Source organism: Clostridium sp. YIM B02551, assembly GCF_022324735.1.
Classification (GTDB): domain Bacteria; phylum Bacillota; class Clostridia; order Clostridiales; family Clostridiaceae; genus Clostridium_T; species Clostridium_T paridis.
This window is the reverse complement of record NZ_JAKGTF010000002.1, coordinates 204852-225067: the sequence shown is the minus strand read 5'-3', so window position 1 is coordinate 225067 and position 20216 is coordinate 204852. Positions and strand designations below refer to the sequence as shown.

Below are 20216 nucleotides of genomic sequence, written 5' to 3'. Positions count from 1 at the left end.
TTTTATAATTTTTAATTATAAGGTACTCAAAAATAAAAATAATTATATATAATATATCAAAAGGAGAGTGTTGAAATGAGCTTTTTTGGTAATATTATATGGATTATTTTTGGAGGGTTAATACACAGTATAGCATGGTTATTTTTTGGAGCACTTTGGTGTTTGACTATTGTGGGTATACCAATAGGAGTACAATGCTTTAAAATGGCATCACTGCAGTTTGCACCTTTTGGAAAAGAGGTAGTTACAGTTGATAATGGAGGAGTAGCTTTCTTGGCTAATATACTTTGGATCATTTTTGGAGGAATCGAGCTTGCATTAGGTAACTTAATATCAGGTGTGATTTTATGTTTAACTATTGTAGGAATTCCCTTTGGCTTGCAGTTTTTTAAATTAGCACAGCTTAGTTTAATGCCGTTTGGAAAAGAAATTAGATAAGTTAATAGGTTTTGTAAGGGAATTGTAAGAATTACAGAGGTTACTTTGTAATTCTTTTATTTTACCATTTATCTTAAGGTGGTTCTTTAGGAGGTGGTATAATATATGGGAGAAGAGATGAGGGGGAGAATATATGACTAAAGAGAACATATTGGTAGTAGATGATGAAATAGAAATAACAGATGCGATAGAAATATATTTAAAAAACGAAGGGTATAACGTTTTTAAAGCTTATGATGGACTAGAAGCCTTAGATATTTTAAGTTCAGAAGAGATACATCTTATTATTATGGATATTATGATGCCTAAAATGGATGGAATGAGAGTTACATTAAAGATACGAGAGAGCAAAAATATACCTATAATAATGCTATCAGCAAAATCACAAGATACTGACAAGGTATTGGGACTTAACTTAGGAGCAGATGACTATATTACAAAGCCTTTTAATCCAATAGAATTAATCGCTAGGGTAAAATCACATTTAAGAAGATATATTAAGTTTGGCAATTATGTTGGAGAACCTGAAGGAGCTCTAGTAGTTGGAGGATTATATTTAAATAAATTAACTAAGGAATTTAAAGTAGATGGACAAGATGTAAAGGTTACTCCGTTAGAATTAAAAATTCTTACCTTACTTATGGAGAATAAGGGAAGAGTATTTTCAATTGAAGAAATATATGAAAGAGTCTGGAATGAACCATCTTTTAATGCAGATACGGTAACAGTTCACATAAGAAGAATAAGAGAAAAAATAGAAATAAATCCAAAAGAACCGAGATATTTAAAGGTGGTGTGGGGAATTGGCTATAAAATTGAAAAACAATAAATTTATATATTTTTTAAGTCTTATAATATTGATTTCTTCATTATTCGCTCAAACAATAATTGTACCAGAACTTATAAGAGGATATGGATATAGAAACTTAAATTTTATGGATTCAGATAATTTTAAGTCTAATCTTTTTGATTTTTACAATACATTAATGGGCTCATACTCTAAGTATGGAGCTGGAGAAGATAGTGATAGATTTAAGGAAATTTCTAAGACTGATATACAAAATAGGTTAAAGGTACATGAAGATGAGTATAATTCTATAAAGGTTCAGTTAGATCAGATAAAGGAAAATGAAAAAAATGACTCAAGTAACACTGTGAATAATGGTGTAACAAATGAAGTAATAACTGGAGGAGTAACTACCTATGGCGTACCAGAGTTGGGAAATTTTAATACTTATGCTGAGGGGCTTGCATTATTTAATAATCTCCATAAAGCAACAGAGGAAGATGTAAAAAAGGAAATATTATCAGAGAAAAAATCAGAATATCAGAGTATAGAAAAGACACTGGATATCTTTAAAAATTTTCAATACGTAATTTATAATGGTGAAAATAATGAAATATTAAAAACAAATTTGGAAAATGAGTTTAGTAATAGTGAGGCAATTAAAAACTTAGAAAAAGAGGCTAGATTTTATGCATTATTTGATGGGGGAAAGGCAGGAAATATTTTAGAGAATGTAACAGGAACTATAAATGGTAATTACTTTAATAACTATGATTCTAGATCCTTTGATGCTGTAAAAAATGAAAAAGTAAAGCTACTAATAATGCTACCTCAAAAGCTATATTATCAAGATAATATAAAACAAGCTGAGAATCAATTTCTATATGGACAAAATAACTTTATGAAATTTGCTATTTCAGAAGGCGTAGCAGTTGTGTTACTTTTATTATCTTTAATATATGTAATAAAGCATAGAAGAAATTTAATTGATAATTTCGTGGTTAGAGCATATGAAAAGTTATGGCTAGAGATGAAACTAGTATTAAACATTTTTATTGCTTATGTGGTAAATTTTTTTACTAGCATATTATTTAATTTTTATGGTACGGAAGAGATTATAGTTTTATCTAGTTATTTCATAATATGCACCTATATCCTACTGAGAAAAAGAGTTAAGCTAGTTGGAATAAAAGGAGTCATAAAAGAAAGCAGTGTTTTATATAGATTATTTAACCAAGTAAAGAAAGTATTTTTAGTGAAATCAATAGGAATAAAAGTGAGTATATTTGTTCTATTAACATTATTATTCATCTTTGCACTATTCTTAATTCCAATATCAAGAAGCTTAACACTTAGTATTATTATAATTTTAGTTTATATAATTCCTTATTTAGCTTTGGTGGGCTATTACGGAATGAAGTTTACAGTGGGCTTCAGTAAGATTGTAAAAGGTTCAGAGATGATTTGCAGTGGAGATTTAAATTATCAAATAGATGAAAAGCAAATTGGAACTTTGGGTACATTAGCTAAAAATATAAATAGCATAAAAAGTGGTTTAGAAAAATCAATTAAGAATGAAACAAAGAGTGAAAGAATGAAAACGGAGTTAATCACAAATGTTTCCCATGACTTGAAAACACCACTAACTTCTATAATTAATTATGTTGATTTGATAAAAAAGGGGAACTTATCTAGCGAAGACATCCAAGATTATATAAAGATTATAGATAGAAAATCCCAAAGATTAAAAACACTAATTGAGGATTTATTTGAAGCTTCTAGAGCGGCTAGTGGAGAAATAGATTTAAATATGGAAAGACTTGATATTGTCGCCTTACTAAAGCAATCCTTGGCAGAATTTGAGGAAAAAATAAAAGAAGGTTCTCTAGATTTTAGGGTAAATACACCAAGTGAAAAAATATATGTTATGGTAGATGGTAAAAGAACTTGGAGGGTATTTGAGAATCAAATTATTAACATTTTAAAGTATTCTTTGGATAATACAAGAGTATATATTAATGTTGAAAGACATGAAAATGAAGTTGTAATTATAATGAAAAATATTTCAGCCTACGAAATAGATTTTAATAATGATGAAATAACAGAACGATTTAAGAGAGGAGACAAATCAAGAAATACAGAAGGGTCAGGATTGGGGTTAGCCATTTCAAAAGGACTTACAGAGCTTCAAAGGGGAGAATTTAATGTAGAAGTTGATGGAGATTTATTCAAAACAATAATGAAATTTCCCATTGTAGGATAAAAAGCAAAAAAAATATAAATAAATTTTGGAAAAACTCTTTACAACTAATAATTATTATTATATAATAAAACATGTCGAGAGAATTTAAAATAATAAAATAAATATAATAAAATTAATTTCTTAGGAGGAGTTTAATATGAAAAAATTTGTTTGTACAGTATGTGGATATGTTTACGAAGGAGAAGTTGCTCCAGAAAAATGCCCAATTTGTGGAGCTGGTGCAGAAAAGTTTGTTGAACAATCAGGAGAATTAAATTTTGCTGATGAACATAGAATCGGAGTAGCAAATGGAGTAGATGAAAGAATAATCCAAGGTTTAAGAGAAAACTTTACTGGAGAATGTACAGAAGTAGGAATGTACTTAGCAATGTCTAGACAAGCAGATAGAGAAGGATATCCAGAAGTTGCAGAAGCTTATAAGAGAATAGCTTTTGAAGAAGCAGAACATGCTTCAAAGTTTGCAGAATTACTTGGAGAAGTTGTTGTAGCTGATACTAAGAAGAACCTTCAAGCGAGAGTAGATGCAGAGCATGGTGCTTGCCAAGGTAAAAAAGATTTAGCAACTTTAGCAAAACAATTAAACTTAGATGCAATTCATGATACAGTACATGAAATGTGTAAAGATGAAGCTAGACATGGAAAAGCATTTAAAGGATTATTAGATAGATATTTCAATAACTAATAATTAATATAAAGAAGAAGATACTTAGGGTATCTTCTTCTTATTTTATGTTGGTTTCTCTTCTAAGTAGTGAATATATAGCTACATCATAAAATTTATCTTTACTTTGGTGATGCTCTCTTAAAATTCCTTCTTTTATAAAATTCATGCTTTCCAATACTTTAATTGAGGCAGTGTTTTCAGGCTTTACATAAGCCTCAATTCTATTTAGTCTATAATCGTTAAAACCGTAGTAAATTAATGCAGTTAAGGCTTCCTTCATATAACCTTTTCCCCAGTAATTTCTGCCCAGTTCATAACCAATTTCTCCAATATGACCTTGATTTAATATCCCCTTAATAAAACCACAAGTTCCAATTAAAATATTGCCTTCCTTAGAAAAAATACCCCATCGGAACCCTCTATTTTTTAGGTGTAATTCATTAAAATAGCCTATGATTTCTTTTGCTTCATCATTAGTTTTCAGTGAATCAATATTAAGATATTTAGTTACCTCATCATCAGACCAATAATTAAATAAAACTGAGGCATCCTTTTCTTGCAGATTAGTGAGTAACAATCGAGGAGTTTCTAAAACTACTATGTCATTTCTCATTTGTTCTATCACCTCATGTGAAAGAGTAGTAATATTAATACTAATATATGATACACATAAATGATTGACATTATAATAAATTTTCAGTAAAGGATTTCTTAATATTGACAGAGAATAATCTTTAGTATACAATGGAAAAAAGAATTTTACAGAATTTCTCACAGGAGGTTATCATGCTTACTAGAATTAACAAAATAGCAGGACAATTTTTTGGATACTTTTACTTTAGCTGGGGCTTTTATTTTAGCGCTGGTCAATTGTTCTGTAATAAAATAGTTGTTAATTCCTAATGAGTAAGGATAATCTTAACTAAACTTTTAATTATAAAAAATTACCTTGGATAAATAAGGCTCATTAGATGGGCCTTATTTTTTTTACTCTTTAGGACTGTATAATATTTTAAAGTTGTGATTTGCTTTATAAGTTTCAATTACAATTTAAGAATTAGTTAGGTTTCTCTAAAGAGTAAAAAATAAAATTAGTCGCCTGCCAGATTTTCCTCACATACGTTTGGAAAGGCAGATGCGAGAAAAAAATCGACGGCTTTTAATAGCCTTGACGATTTTTTATATAAAAAATCTATAATTTAAGGGGGCATTTATTAATGATTGTAATTTTAAAACCAAAAACACCAAAGGCTGAGGTGGATAATTTAACCAAAGCAATAAAAAATCTTGGGGTAGAAGTACATCCTGTAATAGGGAAAGAATTAATGATATTGGGGTTAATTGGGGACACTAGTAAGATTGATCCTAATAAAATTGAAGCAAATAGGAATGTTGAAAGGGTTATGCACGTTCAAGAGCCATTCAAGAAAGCCAATAGAATGTTTCACCCAGAGAATTCTAAGGTAGACGTAAATGGCATTACTATTGGGGGAAAAAAGATTGCACTTATAGCAGGTCCTTGCTCAGTAGAAAGCGAAGAACAAATAATATCAATTGCTAAAAGTGTAAAAGCATCTGGGGCGCAGTTATTAAGAGGAGGAGCTTTTAAGCCAAGAACTTCACCATATAGTTTCCAAGGACTAGAAACTGAGGGGTTAGACCTTCTTAAGGTGGCAAGAAAAGAAACAGGAATGCCAATTGTAACAGAAATTATGTCTACACAATATTTAGATAGATTTGTTGAAGATGTTGATATTATTCAAGTTGGAGCGAGAAATATGCAAAACTTTGACTTGCTTAAGGAATTAGGAAAAACAAATAAAACCATTCTTCTAAAAAGAGGGTTATCAGCAACAATAGAAGAGTTATTGATGTCTGCTGAATATATTATGGCTGGTGGAAATAATAACGTAATTCTTTGCGAAAGAGGTATAAGAACATTCGAAACTTACACAAGAAACACATTAGACTTAAGTGCAATACCTGCAATTAAAAAATTAAGCCATTTACCAGTAGTAGTAGATCCTAGTCACGCGGCAGGGAAGAATTGGATGGTAGATCCTCTTTCAAAAGCAGCAATAGCAGTTGGAGCAGACGGACTTATAATTGAAGTACACAATGACCCAGTTAATGCACTTTGTGACGGACCGCAATCTATAAGACCAGAAGAATATGACAAGTTAGTAAAGGAATTATCACTAATTGCAGCTGCTGTAGGAAGAGAAATATAATTTTTAGGGGGGATTGCATTGAATTTAAAAGTAAATCTAGGAGAAAATTCATATCCCATATATATTGAAAAAGGAGCATTAAATAGGCTATCAAGTTTAATAAAAACTGATTTAAAAGCTGAGAAAATAGCGATTATTTCAGATGAAAATGTATATGGGATATATGGAGAAAATATAAAAACTTCACTAGAAGAAGCTGGATACAAAGTAGAATCAATAGTACTTCCACCGGGGGAAAAGACAAAATCTTTTAGTACTCTACCACGTATTTATAATGATCTTCTAGAATTTAAATTAACAAGAAGCGATTTAATCATAGCATTAGGTGGCGGAGTTATTGGAGATCTAGCAGGATTTGTTGCTTCAACTTTTTTAAGAGGGGTTCCTTTTATACAAGTTCCAACATCACTTCTAGCACAAGTGGATTCTAGCGTAGGAGGTAAAGTAGGAGTTGACTTAGAGAAAGGCAAAAATCTTGTAGGGAGTTTCTATCATCCTAGAATGGTAGTAATAGACCCAGATGTTTTAAATACTCTTTCAGATAGATTTCTTAGAGATGGATTAGCAGAAGTAATAAAGTATGGTTGTATAAAAGATAAGGAGCTTTTTGAGAAATTAAAGAATCTTAAAGATGAAGAAGATCTCATGAAAAATATTGAATCTATTATATTTACTTGTTGTGATATTAAGAGAAGAGTAGTTGAAGAGGATGAAAAAGATACAGGAGAAAGAATGCTTTTAAATTTTGGGCATACACTAGGGCATGCTATAGAGCAATATTATAATTATGAAAAATATTCTCATGGTGAAGGTGTAGCCATTGGAATGTATGAAATAATGAAAGTGGCAGCTAAAAAATCTTTAGTTAACTTCAACGTTTCAGAAGAAATTAAAGAAATGTTAATAAAGTACAGATTACCGTATTCATTAGAAAGTGAAAATAAGAACCAATTAATTGAAGCAATAAAGCTTGATAAAAAATTTTTGAATAATGCCCTAAACTTAATATTACTAAAGGGTATAGGAGAAAGTTATATTTACAAAACAAAAGATGACTTCTTCGCAAGTCTATAATTTTAGGAGGATATTATGGATAAGTTAACTATTACTCCAGGAAAGTTAAAAGGGGAAGTTAAAATACCTCCTTCAAAAAGTATGGCTCATAGAGCAGTTATCTGTGCCTCCTTAAGTAAGGGGAAGAGTAAAATAACTAATATAGAATTCTCAGAAGATATTATAGCTACTATTGAGGCAATGAAGTCATTAGGAACAGAAATAAAAGTTTTCGAAGATTACTTAGAAATTGATGGAAAAAATACATTTACCAAAAGTGTAAGATTAATTGATTGTAACGAATCAGGTTCAACCCTTAGATTTATGGTTCCTATAGCTTTAGCAAAAAATGCAAAGACCAACTTTATTGGCAAAGGCAATTTAGGAAAAAGACCATTAAATACCTACTATGAAATATTTGATAGACAGGGAATTAAATATGATTATGAAAATGGTGTTCTTGACTTGAATGTTGAAGGAAAGTTAAAGGGTGAAGAATTTAAAGTAAGAGGAGATATTAGTTCTCAATTTATTAGTGGATTATTATTTGCACTTCCTTTATTAGAAGAAGATTCAAAAATAACAATTACAACTAAGCTTGAATCAAAAGGATACATTGATTTAACTCTAAGCATGCTTGAGCTTTATGGAATAGAAATTATAAATAATGATTATAAAGAATTCATTATAAAAGGTAACCAAAGCTATAATGCTAAGGATTATAGAGTAGAAGGGGATTTTTCTCAAGCTGCATTTTTCCTTGTAGCAGATGCAATTGGCAGTGATGTTTTAATTAAAGATTTAAATGTAAATTCTCTACAAGGAGACAAAGAAATATTAGATATTATCGAAAGAATGGGCGGAGAAATAGAAGATAATTCTGCAGGCATAAAAGTAGTAACAAAAGATAAGAAAAATACAGTAATTGATGCGTCTCAATGCCCGGATATAATACCAGTGTTAACAGTTTTAGCCGCAGTTACTGAAGGAACAACAAATATAATTAATGCCGAAAGATTAAGAATCAAAGAATGTGATAGATTAAAGGCTATATCTACCGAATTGAATAAACTAGGTGCAAATGTGAAAGAACTAGAAGATTCCCTATTTGTAGAGGGCGTAGCTAGCTTAAATGGTGGAGTAGTACATTCATGGGATGATCATAGAATTGCTATGAGTTTAGCGATTGCAGCTACCTATTGTACAGAAAAAGTAATAATTGAAAATCCAAGTTGTGTAAAGAAATCCTACCCAAGTTTTTGGAGAGATTATAAGTGTTTAGGAGGAAAGATCAATGAGTGGAGTTTGGGGCAATAAAATTCAAATATCAATATTTGGAGAATCTCATGGAAATGCCATAGGTATTAATATAAGTGGACTTCCATCTGGTGTGCTTTTAGATATGGAAGCAATAAATGAAAAGATGGAAAGAAGAGCACCTGGAAGAAGCAAAATTTCTACAGCAAGAAGTGAGGCTGATAAGGTAGAAATTTTAAGTGGCGTTTTTGAAGGAAGAACTACTGGGGCACCGCTTTGTGGGATAATAAGAAATAGTGATACTAGAAGTCAAGATTATTCAAAGCTTAAGGATTTAATGAGGCCAGGACATTCAGACTATCCAGCTAAGATAAGATATCAAGGGTTTAATGATTATAGGGGTGGAGGTCACTTTTCAGGAAGAATAACAGCTCCATTAGTTTTTGCAGGAGCTATAGCAGAGCAAATATTGAAGGAAAAAGGGGTTTATATTGGAGCTCATGTGAAGTCTATAAATAATATTGAAGATGATAGTTTTAATCCGCTAAAAATTACAAAAGAGCAATTAGCTTCATTAAAGGGTTCAGACTTATCAGTATTAAATAATGAGCAAGGTGAAAAAATGAGAGAATTGATTCTTCAAGCAAAGAAAGAAGGGGATTCCTTAGGCGGAGTTGTAGAATGTGCAATAGCAGGCATTCCTGCTGGTGTTGGAGATCCATTTTTCGATTCAATAGAGAGTACATTAGCACACCTAGTATTTTCTGTACCTGCAGTAAAAGGTATCGAATTTGGGGCTGGATTTGATATTACAAAGATGAAGGGATCAAAAGCAAATGACAGTTATTATTATGATGGTGAAGAAATAAAAACCAAAACAAATAACAACGGTGGAATATTAGGAGGAATTTCAAATGGAATGCCTATAATATTTAGAGCTGCAGTAAAACCTACATCTTCAATTATAAAAATTCAAGATACTATAGATGTAAATAAAAAACAAGAAGATAAATTACAAGTAGTAGGAAGACATGATACTTGCATTGTTTCAAGAGCAGTAGTTGTAATTGAAGCTGTGAGTGCTCTTGGAATTTTAGACTTAATGTTGAGGTGAAAAAATGGATGGGTTAGAAGGTTGGAGAAGAAAGATAGATGAAATTGATAGGGAGTTAATGGATTTATTTGAAAGAAGAATGGCTTTAGTTGCAAATGTAGCAAAATATAAAGAAGAAAATAATCTTCCTATTTTTCAAGAAGATAGAGAAAAACTTGTAATAGAGAAAAATTTAAACCACATAAAGCAAGAAGAGCTTAAAAAGTACGTAGAAGAATTCCTTCAATCATTAATGGATGTAAGTAAGGAATACCAACGTGAAAAAGTCCTTTCTCAAAATAACAATAAAATTGAGATCACGGAAGTAAGTAAGTCATCAGAAAAACTTAATAAATTAAAGATTGGTTATGGTGGAACTGAAGGATCCTTTTCTGAGGAGGCATTATTAAAATATTTTGGTGAAAATCATAATAGAAAAAGTTATGAAGAATTTGAAGGGGTATTTATTGGGTTAAAAAATGGTGAAATAGACTATGGTGTATTACCTATAGAGAATTCCTCAACTGGTGCTGTTAATGATGTTTATGATCTACTTAGAAAATATGGGTTTTATATTGTAGGTGAAGAATCAATCTCTATTACTCAACATTTATTAGGCTGCAGGGGAGCTAGAATAGATTTAATAAAAGAGGTTTACTCTCACCCTCAAGGACTTCAGCAGAGTAGTAATTTTTTAAAGCAATACTCTGAGTGGAAGAAGATTCCTAACAATAACACAGCGATTGCAGCAAAGCTAATAAGTGAAACAAATGATTGTACCAAAGCAGCTATTGCATCTAAAAGGGCAGCATCAATATATGGATTAGATATACTAAAAGAAAATATAAATAATGAAGAAAGTAATCACACTAGATTTATAATAATCGGGAAAAATATAGAAAACTCAAAAGAAAAAGACAGAATTTCAGTAGTATTTACCCTTGAAAACAAGGTGGGAACACTATTTAATATGTTAAGTTATATTAATAGAAATGGGCTTAATATGGTTAAAATAGAATCAAGACCTGTTGGGAAAGAACCTTGGAAATACTATTTCTATATAGATTTCCAAGGAAATATAGAAGAGAATTCTGTAAATAATACCTTAGCCTTGATACAAAAAAATAGTTCATATTATAGATTGCTAGGTACATTTAAGGGGGTAAGCTTATGAAATTATATGGATTATTAGGCGAAAAGCTTGGTCATTCTTTATCCCCTGAAATACATGAACAAATATTTAATAATTTAAATATAAATGGAAGTTATGCATTATTTCAAATAAAAAAAGAAGATTTGTCTAAAGTTATAGAAGCAATAAATGTATTAGGAATATCAGGAGTAAATGTTACAATACCATATAAGCAAGAAATAATGAAATATTTAGATTTTATATCAGAAGAGGCTAGAAATATTGATGCAGTAAATACAATAGTATTTAAAGATGGAAAATCTTACGGATATAATACTGATTACTTTGGCTTTCAAAATATGCTAAAGAGAGAAGGCGTAATATTAAAAGATAAGATTGCTGTGGTTTTAGGCACAGGAGGGGCTTCTAAGTCAGTAATTCAATGCCTTAAGGATAATAAAGTTAAGAAGATTTACATGGTTTCTAGAAACAAGGAAAGCATTAAGGATTATGATAATACAGATACTATTGTGGTTTCATATGAAGAGCTTAGTAATATAAGTGGAGATATGTTAATAAATACTACACCTGTAGGTATGTATCCTAATGTAAATGAAACCCCTGTAAATAAAGAAATAATAAGTAAATTTGAAGTTATTGTAGATATTATATATAATCCTCAGGAAACAAAGTTATTAAAATTAGGTAAAGAACTTGAACTTAAGACTATAAATGGTATGTATATGCTAATAGATCAAGCCGTTAAGGCTGAGGAGATATGGCAAGAAAGAGTTATTGATGAAAATATAAGTAATGAGATATACAATAAGCTTTCAAAAGTGTTTTAAATTAGAGGAGTATTTATGGGGAAGAATATAGTTTTAATAGGAATGCCGGGATGTGGTAAGACAACCATAGGAAAGCTAGTATCAGAAAAACTTCAATATGGATTTGTTGATATGGACCAGTACATTGAAGAAATCCAAGGACAAACAATAAGAGATATGTTTCAAGAAGGTGAGACTTTCTTTAGAGATAAGGAAACTACTGCGTGTAAGGAATTATCTAAATGCTCTAGTAAAGTAATCTCAACTGGCGGAGGAGTAATAAAGCGTAGTGAAAATATAGGGTACCTTAAAGAAAATAGTATCATAATATTTATTGATAGAAACATAGAGGATATAATTGGTGATGTTAATATTTATTCAAGACCTCTATTAAAAGAGGGAACAGGAAAATTATATGAGCTTTATGAAGAGCGATATGATTTATATAAAAAATATTCCGAATTAACTATTATAAATAAAGGCTCATTAGAAGAAGTAGCAGAAAAGATAGTTTCTAAAATAGCAATAAGTGATATAATTTGAGTAACCAATAATATGAAATATGCAGGGTTTTAAGTTCAGCTAATAATTTATTTAAACAAGAATAAATTAAGTGTCCTATAAAAAACCTATATTAGGAGGGAACTATGAAAGTAATGGTTCTAAATGGTCCCAATATCAACTTTGTTGGGATAAGAGAAAAAGATGTATATGGAATAAAATCATATGAAGATATATGTTCATATGTGGTAGAAGAAGGTAAAAAAATAGGATTTGAAGTTGATATTTTTCAAGATAATGTTGAGGGAGAATTAATTAACCTCATTCAGAAAGCATATTTAGAAAAGTATCACGGAATTGTTATAAATCCGGGGGCTTACACACATACATCTATAGCTTTATTTGATGCATTAAAAAGTGTATCAATACCAGCAGTAGAGGTGCATTTGTCAAATATCCATAAAAGAGAAGAATTTAGGCATAAATCTTTCACTGCTCCAGCATGTGTTGGACAGATTTCAGGATTTGGTGAGTATGGATATGTATTAGCTTTAAGTGCTTTAAAAGAGCATTTAAATAAATAATTTTGTAGTATGGTAGGAAGTTTAAAAATTGTAAACTATGGAAGTTTAATTTTTAAGCTAAAGTAAAGCAGGACATAGGGTTTTAAGTTCAACTAATAACTTATACATGTCTGATATCAAACAAGGATAAGTTAAGTTTCCTATAAAAAACCCTATAGTAGAAAAAATTAAAAATTTAGGAGGATGGTAGAAATGATAGTTATCATGAATAACAAGGCAAAAGATGATGAGATTAAAAAGGTAATGGGAATAGTAGAGGGACTAGGGTTAGAAGCCAATCTTTCAAGAGGTGGATCATTCTGCGTAATAGGATTAGTAGGAGATACCTCTATAATAGATGGAGATAAGCTTATGGCGATAGACGGAGTAGAAAAAGTGTTAAAAGTACAAGAGCCTTACAAAAAGGCCAATAGATTATTTAAACCTGAAAATAGTATCATAGATGTAAATGGTAATAAGATAGGGGGCAAGAATTTTGCTGTAATGGCTGGTCCTTGTTCAGTTGAATCTGAAGAGCAAATAATTGAAGTTGCTAAAAAAGTTAAGGAATCAGGAGCTAACTTTCTTAGAGGGGGAGCTTTTAAACCAAGAACTTCTCCATATAGTTTCCAAGGCTTAGAGCTTGAAGGTCTTAATTTATTATTAAAAGCTAAGGAAGCTACTGGATTATCAATAGTTACTGAAATAATGTCTACAGACTATATAGATGTTTTTGAGGAAAAAGTTGATGTAATCCAAGTTGGTGCAAGAAATATGCAAAACTTTGATTTATTAAAACAATTAGGAAAAACTAAAAAAACAATTCTTTTAAAACGTGGTCTCTCAGCTACTTTTGAAGAATGGATTATGTCGGCTGAGTACATTATGGCAGGTGGTAATGAAAATGTTATTTTATGTGAAAGAGGAATTAGAACCTTTGAAACATATACAAGAAATACATTAGACTTAAGCGCGATTCCAGTAATTAAAAAGTTGACTCACTTACCAATAATAATTGACCCTTCTCACGCAGGAGGAAAATGGTGGTTAGTAGAACCTATGGCTAAAGCAGCAGTAGTAGCAAGTGCAGATGGACTTATGATAGAAGTTCATAATGATCCAGTAAATGCATTAAGTGATGGTGCTCAATCATTAAAGCCTGAAGCATTTGATGATCTAATGAAAAAAGTTAAAGTTCTTATTGAATTAGAAGAAAGGGAGCTTTAAAAAATTGCTATAGGTAAAAAATATGATAATAACTATAGTTGGATTAGGAGTTATAGGTGGCTCCTTTGCCATGGCTTTAAATGAACTTCAGGAACATGAGATTTATGGAGTTGATGTAAATAAAGAAACCATAGATAAGGCGAAGAAGTTAGGGATAATAAAAGATGGATGTACATCTGGCAGTGACTTCATAAGAAGAAGTGATCTTGTAATTATAGGATTATATCCATCCGCTATATTAAATTTTCTTAAAGAAAACCAAGGTAACTTTAAAAGAGGAACAATTATTACCGATGTTACAGGTATTAAGGAAACCTTTATTAATGAAGCTTTAGGGATAATACCAAAAGAAGTAGACTTTATTTTTGGACATCCTATGGCTGGAAGAGAAAAAAAGGGAATAGACTTTGCTTCAAAAGAGGTATTTAAAGGGGCTAATTATCTTTTAACTCCGCATAATAAAAATAAGGAAGAAAACCTTAGTAAAATTGAGAGCTTAGTTTTGAAGATTGGATTTAGTAGAGTTAGAAGAATAACTCCAAGAGAACATGATAAAATTATATCATTTACTTCACAACTTCCTCATGCTATAGCAGTAGCATTAATTAATAGTGATAAAGAAGAGTTTGATACAGGAGCTTTCATAGGAGATTCTTATAGAGATTTAACTAGAATAGCCAACATTAATGAAGGGTTATGGAGTGAACTTTTTTTAGGAAATAAGGATAATTTACTTCAAAGTATACAAAGTTTTCAGGATCAACTGAATAGTATTAAGGATGCTATAATAAATGAGGATAGAGAATCCTTAACTAAGCTATTTAAAGAATCAGGGATAAGAAGAGAAAAACTATAGTAAAAATATAATTAATATAACTTAAGGTATCCATACATTTATTCTTGTAGGATACCTTATTTTTAATAAGAAAATAATTTTATAACCCTTTTTCAGTTTGTATATTTCTTTCACTTAAAATTTCATATATTGTTTTAGAGGTGGTGTCATCTAAGGAGTAGCCTAAAAGCTCAAGAACCTCATCTAATTCTTGTTCGGAACTAGTTTCAAACTCAACATAAGGAAATGGACAGAAACTTTTATCATTAATATCTATCTCTATTAAAGTATTTTTGTATTTGTAACTTTCTCTATATTTTTTTATACTTTGAACTAATTCTAAACCCAGAGAATAAAAAATCTTTTTACCAACTTCTCCATCCTCAATAATACATTCATTTTCTTCCATAACTTTAAATCTTTCTTGAGATAGCATTTTTTTTGTTGTCATATAACTAACAATTTTATTGTTTATTAAATCATTTACTATTCTTATTCTTGCATATCCTTTTTCATTTAAAAGTCTTCTGTCTGGATAATCAAAAATATTATTTACTTGATTTTCTTCTTTAACTTTTTCTGCATTAATTTTAATAAGGTTATTTCTTAAGATATCTAAATCAATATCAAGTATCCTAGTTTCAAGTTCTTTCATAAAATCAGTCCTTCCATAAAACTACTAAAAGTTTATATTTATTATAAATCATCAAAATACAAAGGTAAATATGATATAATATGTGAAGTAAAAGGTGGTATGTAATTTAAATTATAAATCATTCTAAGTAGGAGGTCTTTTATGGAGTATATTAATGATATAAATATTTTAGATGCAGTAATTCATATTTTAGATAATAATTCAGATGAGCCGATTCTGAATCAATATAAATTAGATTTAGGGGATGAAGTATATAAATTTATATATAGACATGTGGAGAGAGCTTTAAATGATGAAGAGTTAAAGTATGCAGTATTCAATCCAGAGAGAAACATAGTTAAAGAACTTTCACAGGAATACTTGAAGGGTGCAAACAATGATTTAGTTGGGATATCTCAAGAAATAGCAAGGCAACTATTCTCGATAATGAAGGGTAATGGTAATATACCATCTTGTGACTTGATGGTAGTGACACTTTCCACTGATCAAGGGCCAATATTAGGAATTTTGAAACTGGATTATGTGAAAAACTTTACACATAAGATCGATTTTGTGGATGATAAAATAGGAATAGGAATAGTACAGCAATTTGGAGGATTGCCAGCTTCATCTCAAAGAATACAAAAGTGTGCATTTATAAAGCCTATAATGGAAGATCAAGAATTTAATTTAATGGTAATTGATAAGCAAAAGAAAAATAAAGATGAAGAAGAGTATGGGACAAACTACTTTATAAATAGTTTATTAGGATGTACAGTTATAACTAATGAAAGAGATATGACTAAAGCATTTATCAAGGCAACTGAAGCTTGGACTAGAAATAATGTAGTGCAAGATGCAGATAAGGCAGAAAAAATTAGAACAAGTATAAAGGCTAAGCTTAAAGAGGAAGAGAGTATTAATGTACAAGAGCTATCAAGTGAACTTTTTAGAGAAGAACCAGAAGCAAAAAGAGCATTTGACGATTATATAGCATCCCAAGGTTTAAATGAAGAAGTTCAAGTTGATAAGCAATATGTTGAGAAAAAACTTAAGAGAGTAAGACTTAAGATAGATAAAGAAATAGATTTATATATAGATGAAGAAGCATATCATGATACATCCAAATTTGAAATTATAAGAAATGGTGATGGAAGCATTAATTTAGTAATAAAACATGTTATGAATTATATAGAAAAGTAATACAATAAAAAAGAGAGTAAATCATATTTAAGGTATAATTCTTAATGATCTTGCTCTCTTTTAATTTGTTAGAATATTATGTGTATAAAATTCTTTCAATGTATAGTAGCTGTGGATAATATAAGTGTAGTCTTAATAATATTCCGTTTATAAAACAAAGAATAGAAAGGAGTGGCTCAAAAGTTATTTATAATTAACATACTTTTGAGCCAATGGAGAAATACTAGGATAATTTAATAACAGTAATATAAGCTGTTACTCCTTGTCTAGCTAATGCAAACCTTCTTACACAAGGAATAATTCGTAATCTTAGAACAGAATTTGCTGGAACAGTAACTATTGCATTGCCTACTAATTGACCTTCGTTATCTGGCCAGTATAATCTAGTTCCAGGAACTGATACTCCATTAAGTGTTAGTTCAATAGCAGAATCATTAGCATTTACGGCATTTGCAGAATAAACTATTTCATAATCTCCAGGATCAGCTATAGTTATTCTTGTAGAATCTAAAGTTAGGTTATCAGTAGAAGGGCCTTGATTTTCAAATACCTTATAAATTCTGCTATTTGTTGTTGAGGCTTGATTGGTTGTAGAGGCTTGATTTGCTGTAGAGGCTTGATTGGTTGAAGTAGCTTGATTTGTTGTAGCAGCTTGATTTGTTGTACTGTAAAAGTAGCCATATGCACCAATATCTCCAGTAGCTCCAGTGGCCCCAGTAGCACCAGTAGGACCTGTAGCTCCAGTAGGACCAATATCACCTGTAGGGCCAGTAGCTCCAGTAGGACCAATATCTCCAGTAGGACCAGTAGCACCAGTAGCGCCAGTAGGACCAGTTGGCCCAGTAGGGCAATTAACTATAATAGGACATTGTGGACCATAGCAACCTGCAACTGGATTTATATTTGCATTAATTGATTGATTATATATATCTTTATTGGCCTCACCATAGTTAAAGGTGTCATTTGTTGGATTAACCCCATTAGCATGATAATCAAATTGAGTATTATAATTATCTACGTTATCATTATTCAATTATAAACACCTCTTGTTTAAAAAATAATATACTACTAATTATAGTAGTATAGAAGTTTCAAATATGTACCTTAAGATATAATAATTGTAAATAAAAAATCGTTAAGGCGATTATGAGCCGTCGATTTTTTTCTCGCATCTGCCTTTCCAAACGCATGTGAGGAAAATTTGGCAGGCGACTAATTCTATTTTTTATTCTTTAGGGGAGTCTAGTAAATATTTAGATTATAATTCAAACTTACGATATTATCCACAAACTTAAATATTGTAAGTCCCTAAAGAATAAAATAATAAAAGAGATGGGTAGTGTCCATCTCTTTTATAAATGTTAATCAAATTTATTAGTATTCTTAAGTAGCTTTACAAGTACGGCCTTTTGAGCATGAAGCCTATTTTCTGCCTCTTCAAATATCTCAGAAGAGTGGGATTCTAGAATTTCAGAAGTTATTTCTTCATCCCTATGAGCTGGAAGACAATGAAGAACAATAGCATCATCTTTTGCATAAGACATTAAATCTTTGTTTATTTGATACCCTTTAAAAGCTTTGATTCTTTTTTCAGTTTCAGCTTCCTGCCCCATACTTGCCCAAACATCAGTAATAATTACGTCTGCGTCCTTAGCTGCCTCTTTTGGGTCATTAGTTAAGACAAATTCTGCATTATTTAATTCAGATAGTTCATTTCCTTTAGTTACATAAGCTTCATTAATAGTATATTCATTAGGAGAGGCTATTGAGACCTTAATTCCGAGCTTTAATGCACCAACTAGTAAAGAATTGGCCATATTATTTCCATCACCTATGAAGCAAAGTTTTAAGCCATCAAAAGATGTTTTAAATTCTCTTATAGTCATAAGATCTGCTAATACTTGACACGGATGTTCATCATCTGTAAGACCGTTTATAATAGGAATGGATGAATGTTTTGCAAGTACCTCAACTTCAGCTTGGTCATAGGTTCTAATCATTATTCCATCTAAATATCTAGATAACACTCTTGCAGTGTCTTCTACAGGCTCACCACGACCTATTTGTAAATCCCTTGAACTTAAAAATAATGCATTTCCTCCAAGTTGATACATTCCAACTTCAAAGCTAACTCTAGTTCTAGTAGAGGATTTTTGAAATATCATTCCAAGAGTCTTGCCCTTTAAATGAGGATGTTCTATATTATGCTTATGCTCATATTTTAATTGATCTGCTAAGTTAAGAATGTCTAAAATTTCTTCTTTTGTAAGATCATCCATCTTTAATAAATCTTTATTCATAATAAACCCCCAAAGTCATATTATTATACATTTTCTATTGCTTGTAATAAGATACTTAAACCTTTTTCTAGTTCTTCATTTGAGATTATAAGTGGAGGTAACATTCTTAGTACGTTAGGTCCAGCGGTTAAAACTAATAAACCATTATCTAAGGCTGCTTTTTGAATCTTTGAAGCTTCTTCAGTAACTTCTATACCTATCATTAGGCCCATACCTCTTACTTCTTTAACTTTTGAGGAAGAAGCATTCTTAAAGAATGTTTTAATTAATTTACATTTTTTAGAAACCTCATTTAAAAAACTATCATTAGAAACTATATTTAGAACTTCTAAAGCACCAGAAATGACTACAGGATTTCCTCCAAAGGTTGAACCATGATCTCCTGGTTTAAAAGTTTCTTGGAGTTTTTCATTACATAAAACAGCTCCTATAGGAAGGCCCGCCCCTAAGCCTTTTGCTAAAGTTATTATATCTGGCTCAACATTAAAATTATTAAAACCGTATAATTTCCCTGTTCTTCCTATACCACATTGAACTTCATCAAATATAACTAATAAGTCCTTTTTAGTAGCTATTTTAAAGATTTCATCAACAAAATCTTTTTTTAGTGGATTAACTCCGCCTTCCCCTTGTATAGCTTCTATCATAATTGCACAGGTAGAATCATCTACACATGATATTAATGAATCTATATCATTAGCATCTGCATATTTAAAGCCTTCAGTAAAAGGGTAGAAGTATTTATGAAACTTTTCTTGTCCAGTAGCCTTTAAAGTTGTTATAGTTCTACCATGGAAGCTTTTATTTAAGGTGATAATTGTATTTCTACCTTCTCCATATTTATCATAACTATATTTTCTTGCAAGCTTTATGGCACCTTCGTTTGCTTCAGCTCCGGAATTAGCAAAAAAAACTTTCTTCATATTAGATATTTCAGTTATCTTCTTTGCAAGGTTTAAGACTGGTTCATTTAAAAAAATGTTAGAGGTATGAGCAAGTTTTTTAACTTGTTCAGTAACCGCATTTACCCAACCTTCGTGACCATATCCAAGAGAAGATACACCTATTCCAGATGTAAAATCTATATATTCTTTTCCGTTTATATCATATAACTTACTTTCTTTGCCATGATCTAATACAATAGAAAGATTAGCATAAGTATTCATTAAGTATTCATTTGCCCCAAGTAAATTATCCATTACAATTTC

At 30.5% G+C, this 20216-nt stretch carries 20 protein-coding genes; 15 read left to right on the top strand and 5 right to left on the bottom strand.

The genetic code is table 11. The annotated features are described in order from the left end of the window. Positions 1-75 precede the first annotated feature (75 nt). The 4 genes from L1S47_RS03755 to L1S47_RS03740 all read left to right on the top strand — a co-directional run bounded on the left by L1S47_RS03755 (position 76) and on the right by L1S47_RS03740 (position 4170). Positions 76-438: a YccF domain-containing protein gene (locus L1S47_RS03755; RefSeq protein ID WP_202769417.1), complete on the top strand. Its 363-nt coding sequence runs from the start codon at positions 76-78 to the stop codon at positions 436-438. 133 nt (positions 439-571) lie between these two features. Beyond that, positions 572-1267, top strand: coding sequence for a response regulator transcription factor (locus tag L1S47_RS03750; protein ID WP_238882167.1), 696 nt, complete (start codon positions 572-574; stop codon positions 1265-1267). After that, positions 1242-3488 carry a sensor histidine kinase KdpD gene (locus L1S47_RS03745; RefSeq protein ID WP_238882166.1) on the top strand — a complete coding sequence of 749 codons (2247 nt, stop codon included), beginning with the start codon at positions 1242-1244 and terminating at the stop codon, positions 3486-3488. Before L1S47_RS03750 ends, L1S47_RS03745 begins: the two co-directional genes overlap by 26 nt. Before the next feature lie 136 nt (positions 3489-3624). Next, positions 3625-4170, top strand: coding sequence for an NADH peroxidase (locus tag L1S47_RS03740; RefSeq protein WP_202769420.1), 546 nt, complete (start codon positions 3625-3627; stop codon positions 4168-4170). A gap of 40 nt (positions 4171-4210) precedes the next feature. Here L1S47_RS03740 and L1S47_RS03735 read toward each other — a convergent pair whose 3' ends face one another. After that, the gene (locus L1S47_RS03735) at positions 4211-4765 is read right to left on the bottom strand and encodes a GNAT family N-acetyltransferase (RefSeq protein ID WP_238882165.1); all 555 of its coding nucleotides are present in this window, start codon (positions 4763-4765) and stop codon (positions 4211-4213) included. A gap of 604 nt (positions 4766-5369) precedes the next feature. Between L1S47_RS03735 and aroF (L1S47_RS03730) the strand changes: the two genes are divergently transcribed. The 10 genes from aroF (L1S47_RS03730) (at position 5370) to L1S47_RS03685 (ending at position 14892) form a co-directional block, all read left to right on the top strand. After that, positions 5370-6383: a 3-deoxy-7-phosphoheptulonate synthase gene (gene aroF, locus L1S47_RS03730; protein WP_238882164.1), complete on the top strand. Its 1014-nt coding sequence runs from the start codon at positions 5370-5372 to the stop codon at positions 6381-6383. 18 nt (positions 6384-6401) lie between these two features. After that, the gene (aroB, locus tag L1S47_RS03725) at positions 6402-7457 is read left to right on the top strand and encodes a 3-dehydroquinate synthase (protein ID WP_238882163.1); all 1056 of its coding nucleotides are present in this window, start codon (positions 6402-6404) and stop codon (positions 7455-7457) included. Positions 7458-7472: 15 nt separating this feature from the next. Further along, positions 7473-8753: a 3-phosphoshikimate 1-carboxyvinyltransferase gene (gene aroA / locus L1S47_RS03720; protein WP_238882162.1), complete on the top strand. Its 1281-nt coding sequence runs from the start codon at positions 7473-7475 to the stop codon at positions 8751-8753. Next, positions 8731-9807 carry a chorismate synthase gene (aroC, locus tag L1S47_RS03715; RefSeq protein WP_238882161.1) on the top strand — a complete coding sequence of 359 codons (1077 nt, stop codon included), beginning with the start codon at positions 8731-8733 and terminating at the stop codon, positions 9805-9807. Before aroA ends, aroC begins: the two co-directional genes overlap by 23 nt. 4 nt (positions 9808-9811) lie before the next feature. Next, positions 9812-10960 (top strand): prephenate dehydratase, encoded by a 1149-nt coding sequence (pheA, locus tag L1S47_RS03710; RefSeq protein ID WP_238882160.1) that lies wholly within the window; start codon positions 9812-9814, stop codon positions 10958-10960. Beyond that, positions 10957-11766 (top strand): shikimate dehydrogenase, encoded by an 810-nt coding sequence (gene aroE, locus L1S47_RS03705; RefSeq protein WP_238882159.1) that lies wholly within the window; start codon positions 10957-10959, stop codon positions 11764-11766. The genes pheA and aroE overlap by 4 nt, the downstream gene beginning before the upstream one ends. Positions 11767-11781: 15 nt before the next feature. Then, entirely contained in the window at positions 11782-12288 is a 507-nt protein-coding gene (locus L1S47_RS03700; RefSeq protein WP_238882158.1) for a shikimate kinase, read from the top strand. Between the two features lie 104 nt (positions 12289-12392). Next, complete coding sequence (gene aroQ / locus L1S47_RS03695; protein ID WP_238882157.1) at positions 12393-12830, top strand: type II 3-dehydroquinate dehydratase; 438 nt, start codon at positions 12393-12395, stop codon at positions 12828-12830. A gap of 192 nt (positions 12831-13022) precedes the next feature. Further along, positions 13023-14036 carry a 3-deoxy-7-phosphoheptulonate synthase gene (gene aroF, locus L1S47_RS03690; protein ID WP_238882156.1) on the top strand — a complete coding sequence of 338 codons (1014 nt, stop codon included), beginning with the start codon at positions 13023-13025 and terminating at the stop codon, positions 14034-14036. 22 nt (positions 14037-14058) lie between these two features. Next, positions 14059-14892 (top strand): prephenate dehydrogenase, encoded by an 834-nt coding sequence (locus L1S47_RS03685; RefSeq protein WP_238882155.1) that lies wholly within the window; start codon positions 14059-14061, stop codon positions 14890-14892. Positions 14893-14971: 79 nt separating this feature from the next. Here L1S47_RS03685 and L1S47_RS03680 read toward each other — a convergent pair whose 3' ends face one another. Further along, complete coding sequence (locus L1S47_RS03680; protein WP_238882154.1) at positions 14972-15526, bottom strand: class IV adenylate cyclase; 555 nt, start codon at positions 15524-15526, stop codon at positions 14972-14974. A gap of 141 nt (positions 15527-15667) precedes the next feature. Here L1S47_RS03680 and L1S47_RS03675 point away from each other — a divergent pair, with 141 nt between their 5' ends. After that, entirely contained in the window at positions 15668-16708 is a 1041-nt protein-coding gene (locus L1S47_RS03675; protein WP_238882153.1) for a nucleoid-associated protein, read from the top strand. A gap of 223 nt (positions 16709-16931) precedes the next feature. Here the strand turns inward: L1S47_RS03675 and L1S47_RS03670 are convergent, their stop codons facing one another. The 3 genes from L1S47_RS03670 to L1S47_RS03660 form a co-directional block, all read right to left on the bottom strand. Beyond that, a complete protein-coding gene (locus L1S47_RS03670) occupies positions 16932-17741 on the bottom strand; it encodes a collagen-like protein (RefSeq protein WP_238882152.1) in 810 nt (269 codons plus the stop codon). 328 nt (positions 17742-18069) lie between these two features. Continuing rightward, on the bottom strand, positions 18070-19008 hold the full coding sequence (argF, locus tag L1S47_RS03665) for an ornithine carbamoyltransferase (RefSeq protein ID WP_238882151.1): 939 nt from the start codon (positions 19006-19008) through the stop codon (positions 18070-18072). A 23-nt stretch (positions 19009-19031) separates the two neighbouring features. Next, on the bottom strand, positions 19032-20207 hold the full coding sequence (locus L1S47_RS03660; RefSeq protein ID WP_238882150.1) for an aspartate aminotransferase family protein: 1176 nt from the start codon (positions 20205-20207) through the stop codon (positions 19032-19034). Positions 20208-20216 lie beyond the last annotated feature (9 nt).

Excerpts from the sequence above, each read along its gene's own strand:
- L1S47_RS03755 (WP_202769417.1), top strand. The coding sequence starts at position 76 with ATGAGCTTTTTTGGTAATATTATATGGATTATTTTTGGAGGGTTAATA.
- L1S47_RS03750 (WP_238882167.1), top strand. The coding sequence starts at position 572 with ATGACTAAAGAGAACATATTGGTAGTAGATGATGAAATAGAAATAACA.
- L1S47_RS03740 (WP_202769420.1), top strand. The coding sequence starts at position 3,625 with ATGAAAAAATTTGTTTGTACAGTATGTGGATATGTTTACGAAGGAGAA.
- L1S47_RS03735 (WP_238882165.1), bottom strand. The coding sequence starts at position 4,765 with ATGAGAAATGACATAGTAGTTTTAGAAACTCCTCGATTGTTACTCACT.
- aroF (WP_238882164.1), top strand. The coding sequence starts at position 5,370 with ATGATTGTAATTTTAAAACCAAAAACACCAAAGGCTGAGGTGGATAAT.
- aroA (WP_238882162.1), top strand. The coding sequence starts at position 7,473 with ATGGATAAGTTAACTATTACTCCAGGAAAGTTAAAAGGGGAAGTTAAA.
- aroC (WP_238882161.1), top strand. The coding sequence starts at position 8,731 with ATGAGTGGAGTTTGGGGCAATAAAATTCAAATATCAATATTTGGAGAA.
- pheA (WP_238882160.1), top strand. The coding sequence starts at position 9,812 with ATGGATGGGTTAGAAGGTTGGAGAAGAAAGATAGATGAAATTGATAGG.
- aroE (WP_238882159.1), top strand. The coding sequence starts at position 10,957 with ATGAAATTATATGGATTATTAGGCGAAAAGCTTGGTCATTCTTTATCC.
- L1S47_RS03700 (WP_238882158.1), top strand. The coding sequence starts at position 11,782 with ATGGGGAAGAATATAGTTTTAATAGGAATGCCGGGATGTGGTAAGACA.
- aroQ (WP_238882157.1), top strand. The coding sequence starts at position 12,393 with ATGAAAGTAATGGTTCTAAATGGTCCCAATATCAACTTTGTTGGGATA.
- aroF (WP_238882156.1), top strand. The coding sequence starts at position 13,023 with ATGATAGTTATCATGAATAACAAGGCAAAAGATGATGAGATTAAAAAG.
- L1S47_RS03685 (WP_238882155.1), top strand. The coding sequence starts at position 14,059 with ATGATAATAACTATAGTTGGATTAGGAGTTATAGGTGGCTCCTTTGCC.
- L1S47_RS03680 (WP_238882154.1), bottom strand. The coding sequence starts at position 15,526 with ATGAAAGAACTTGAAACTAGGATACTTGATATTGATTTAGATATCTTA.
- L1S47_RS03675 (WP_238882153.1), top strand. The coding sequence starts at position 15,668 with ATGGAGTATATTAATGATATAAATATTTTAGATGCAGTAATTCATATT.
- argF (WP_238882151.1), bottom strand. The coding sequence starts at position 19,008 with ATGAATAAAGATTTATTAAAGATGGATGATCTTACAAAAGAAGAAATT.
- L1S47_RS03660 (WP_238882150.1), bottom strand. The coding sequence starts at position 20,207 with ATGGATAATTTACTTGGGGCAAATGAATACTTAATGAATACTTATGCT.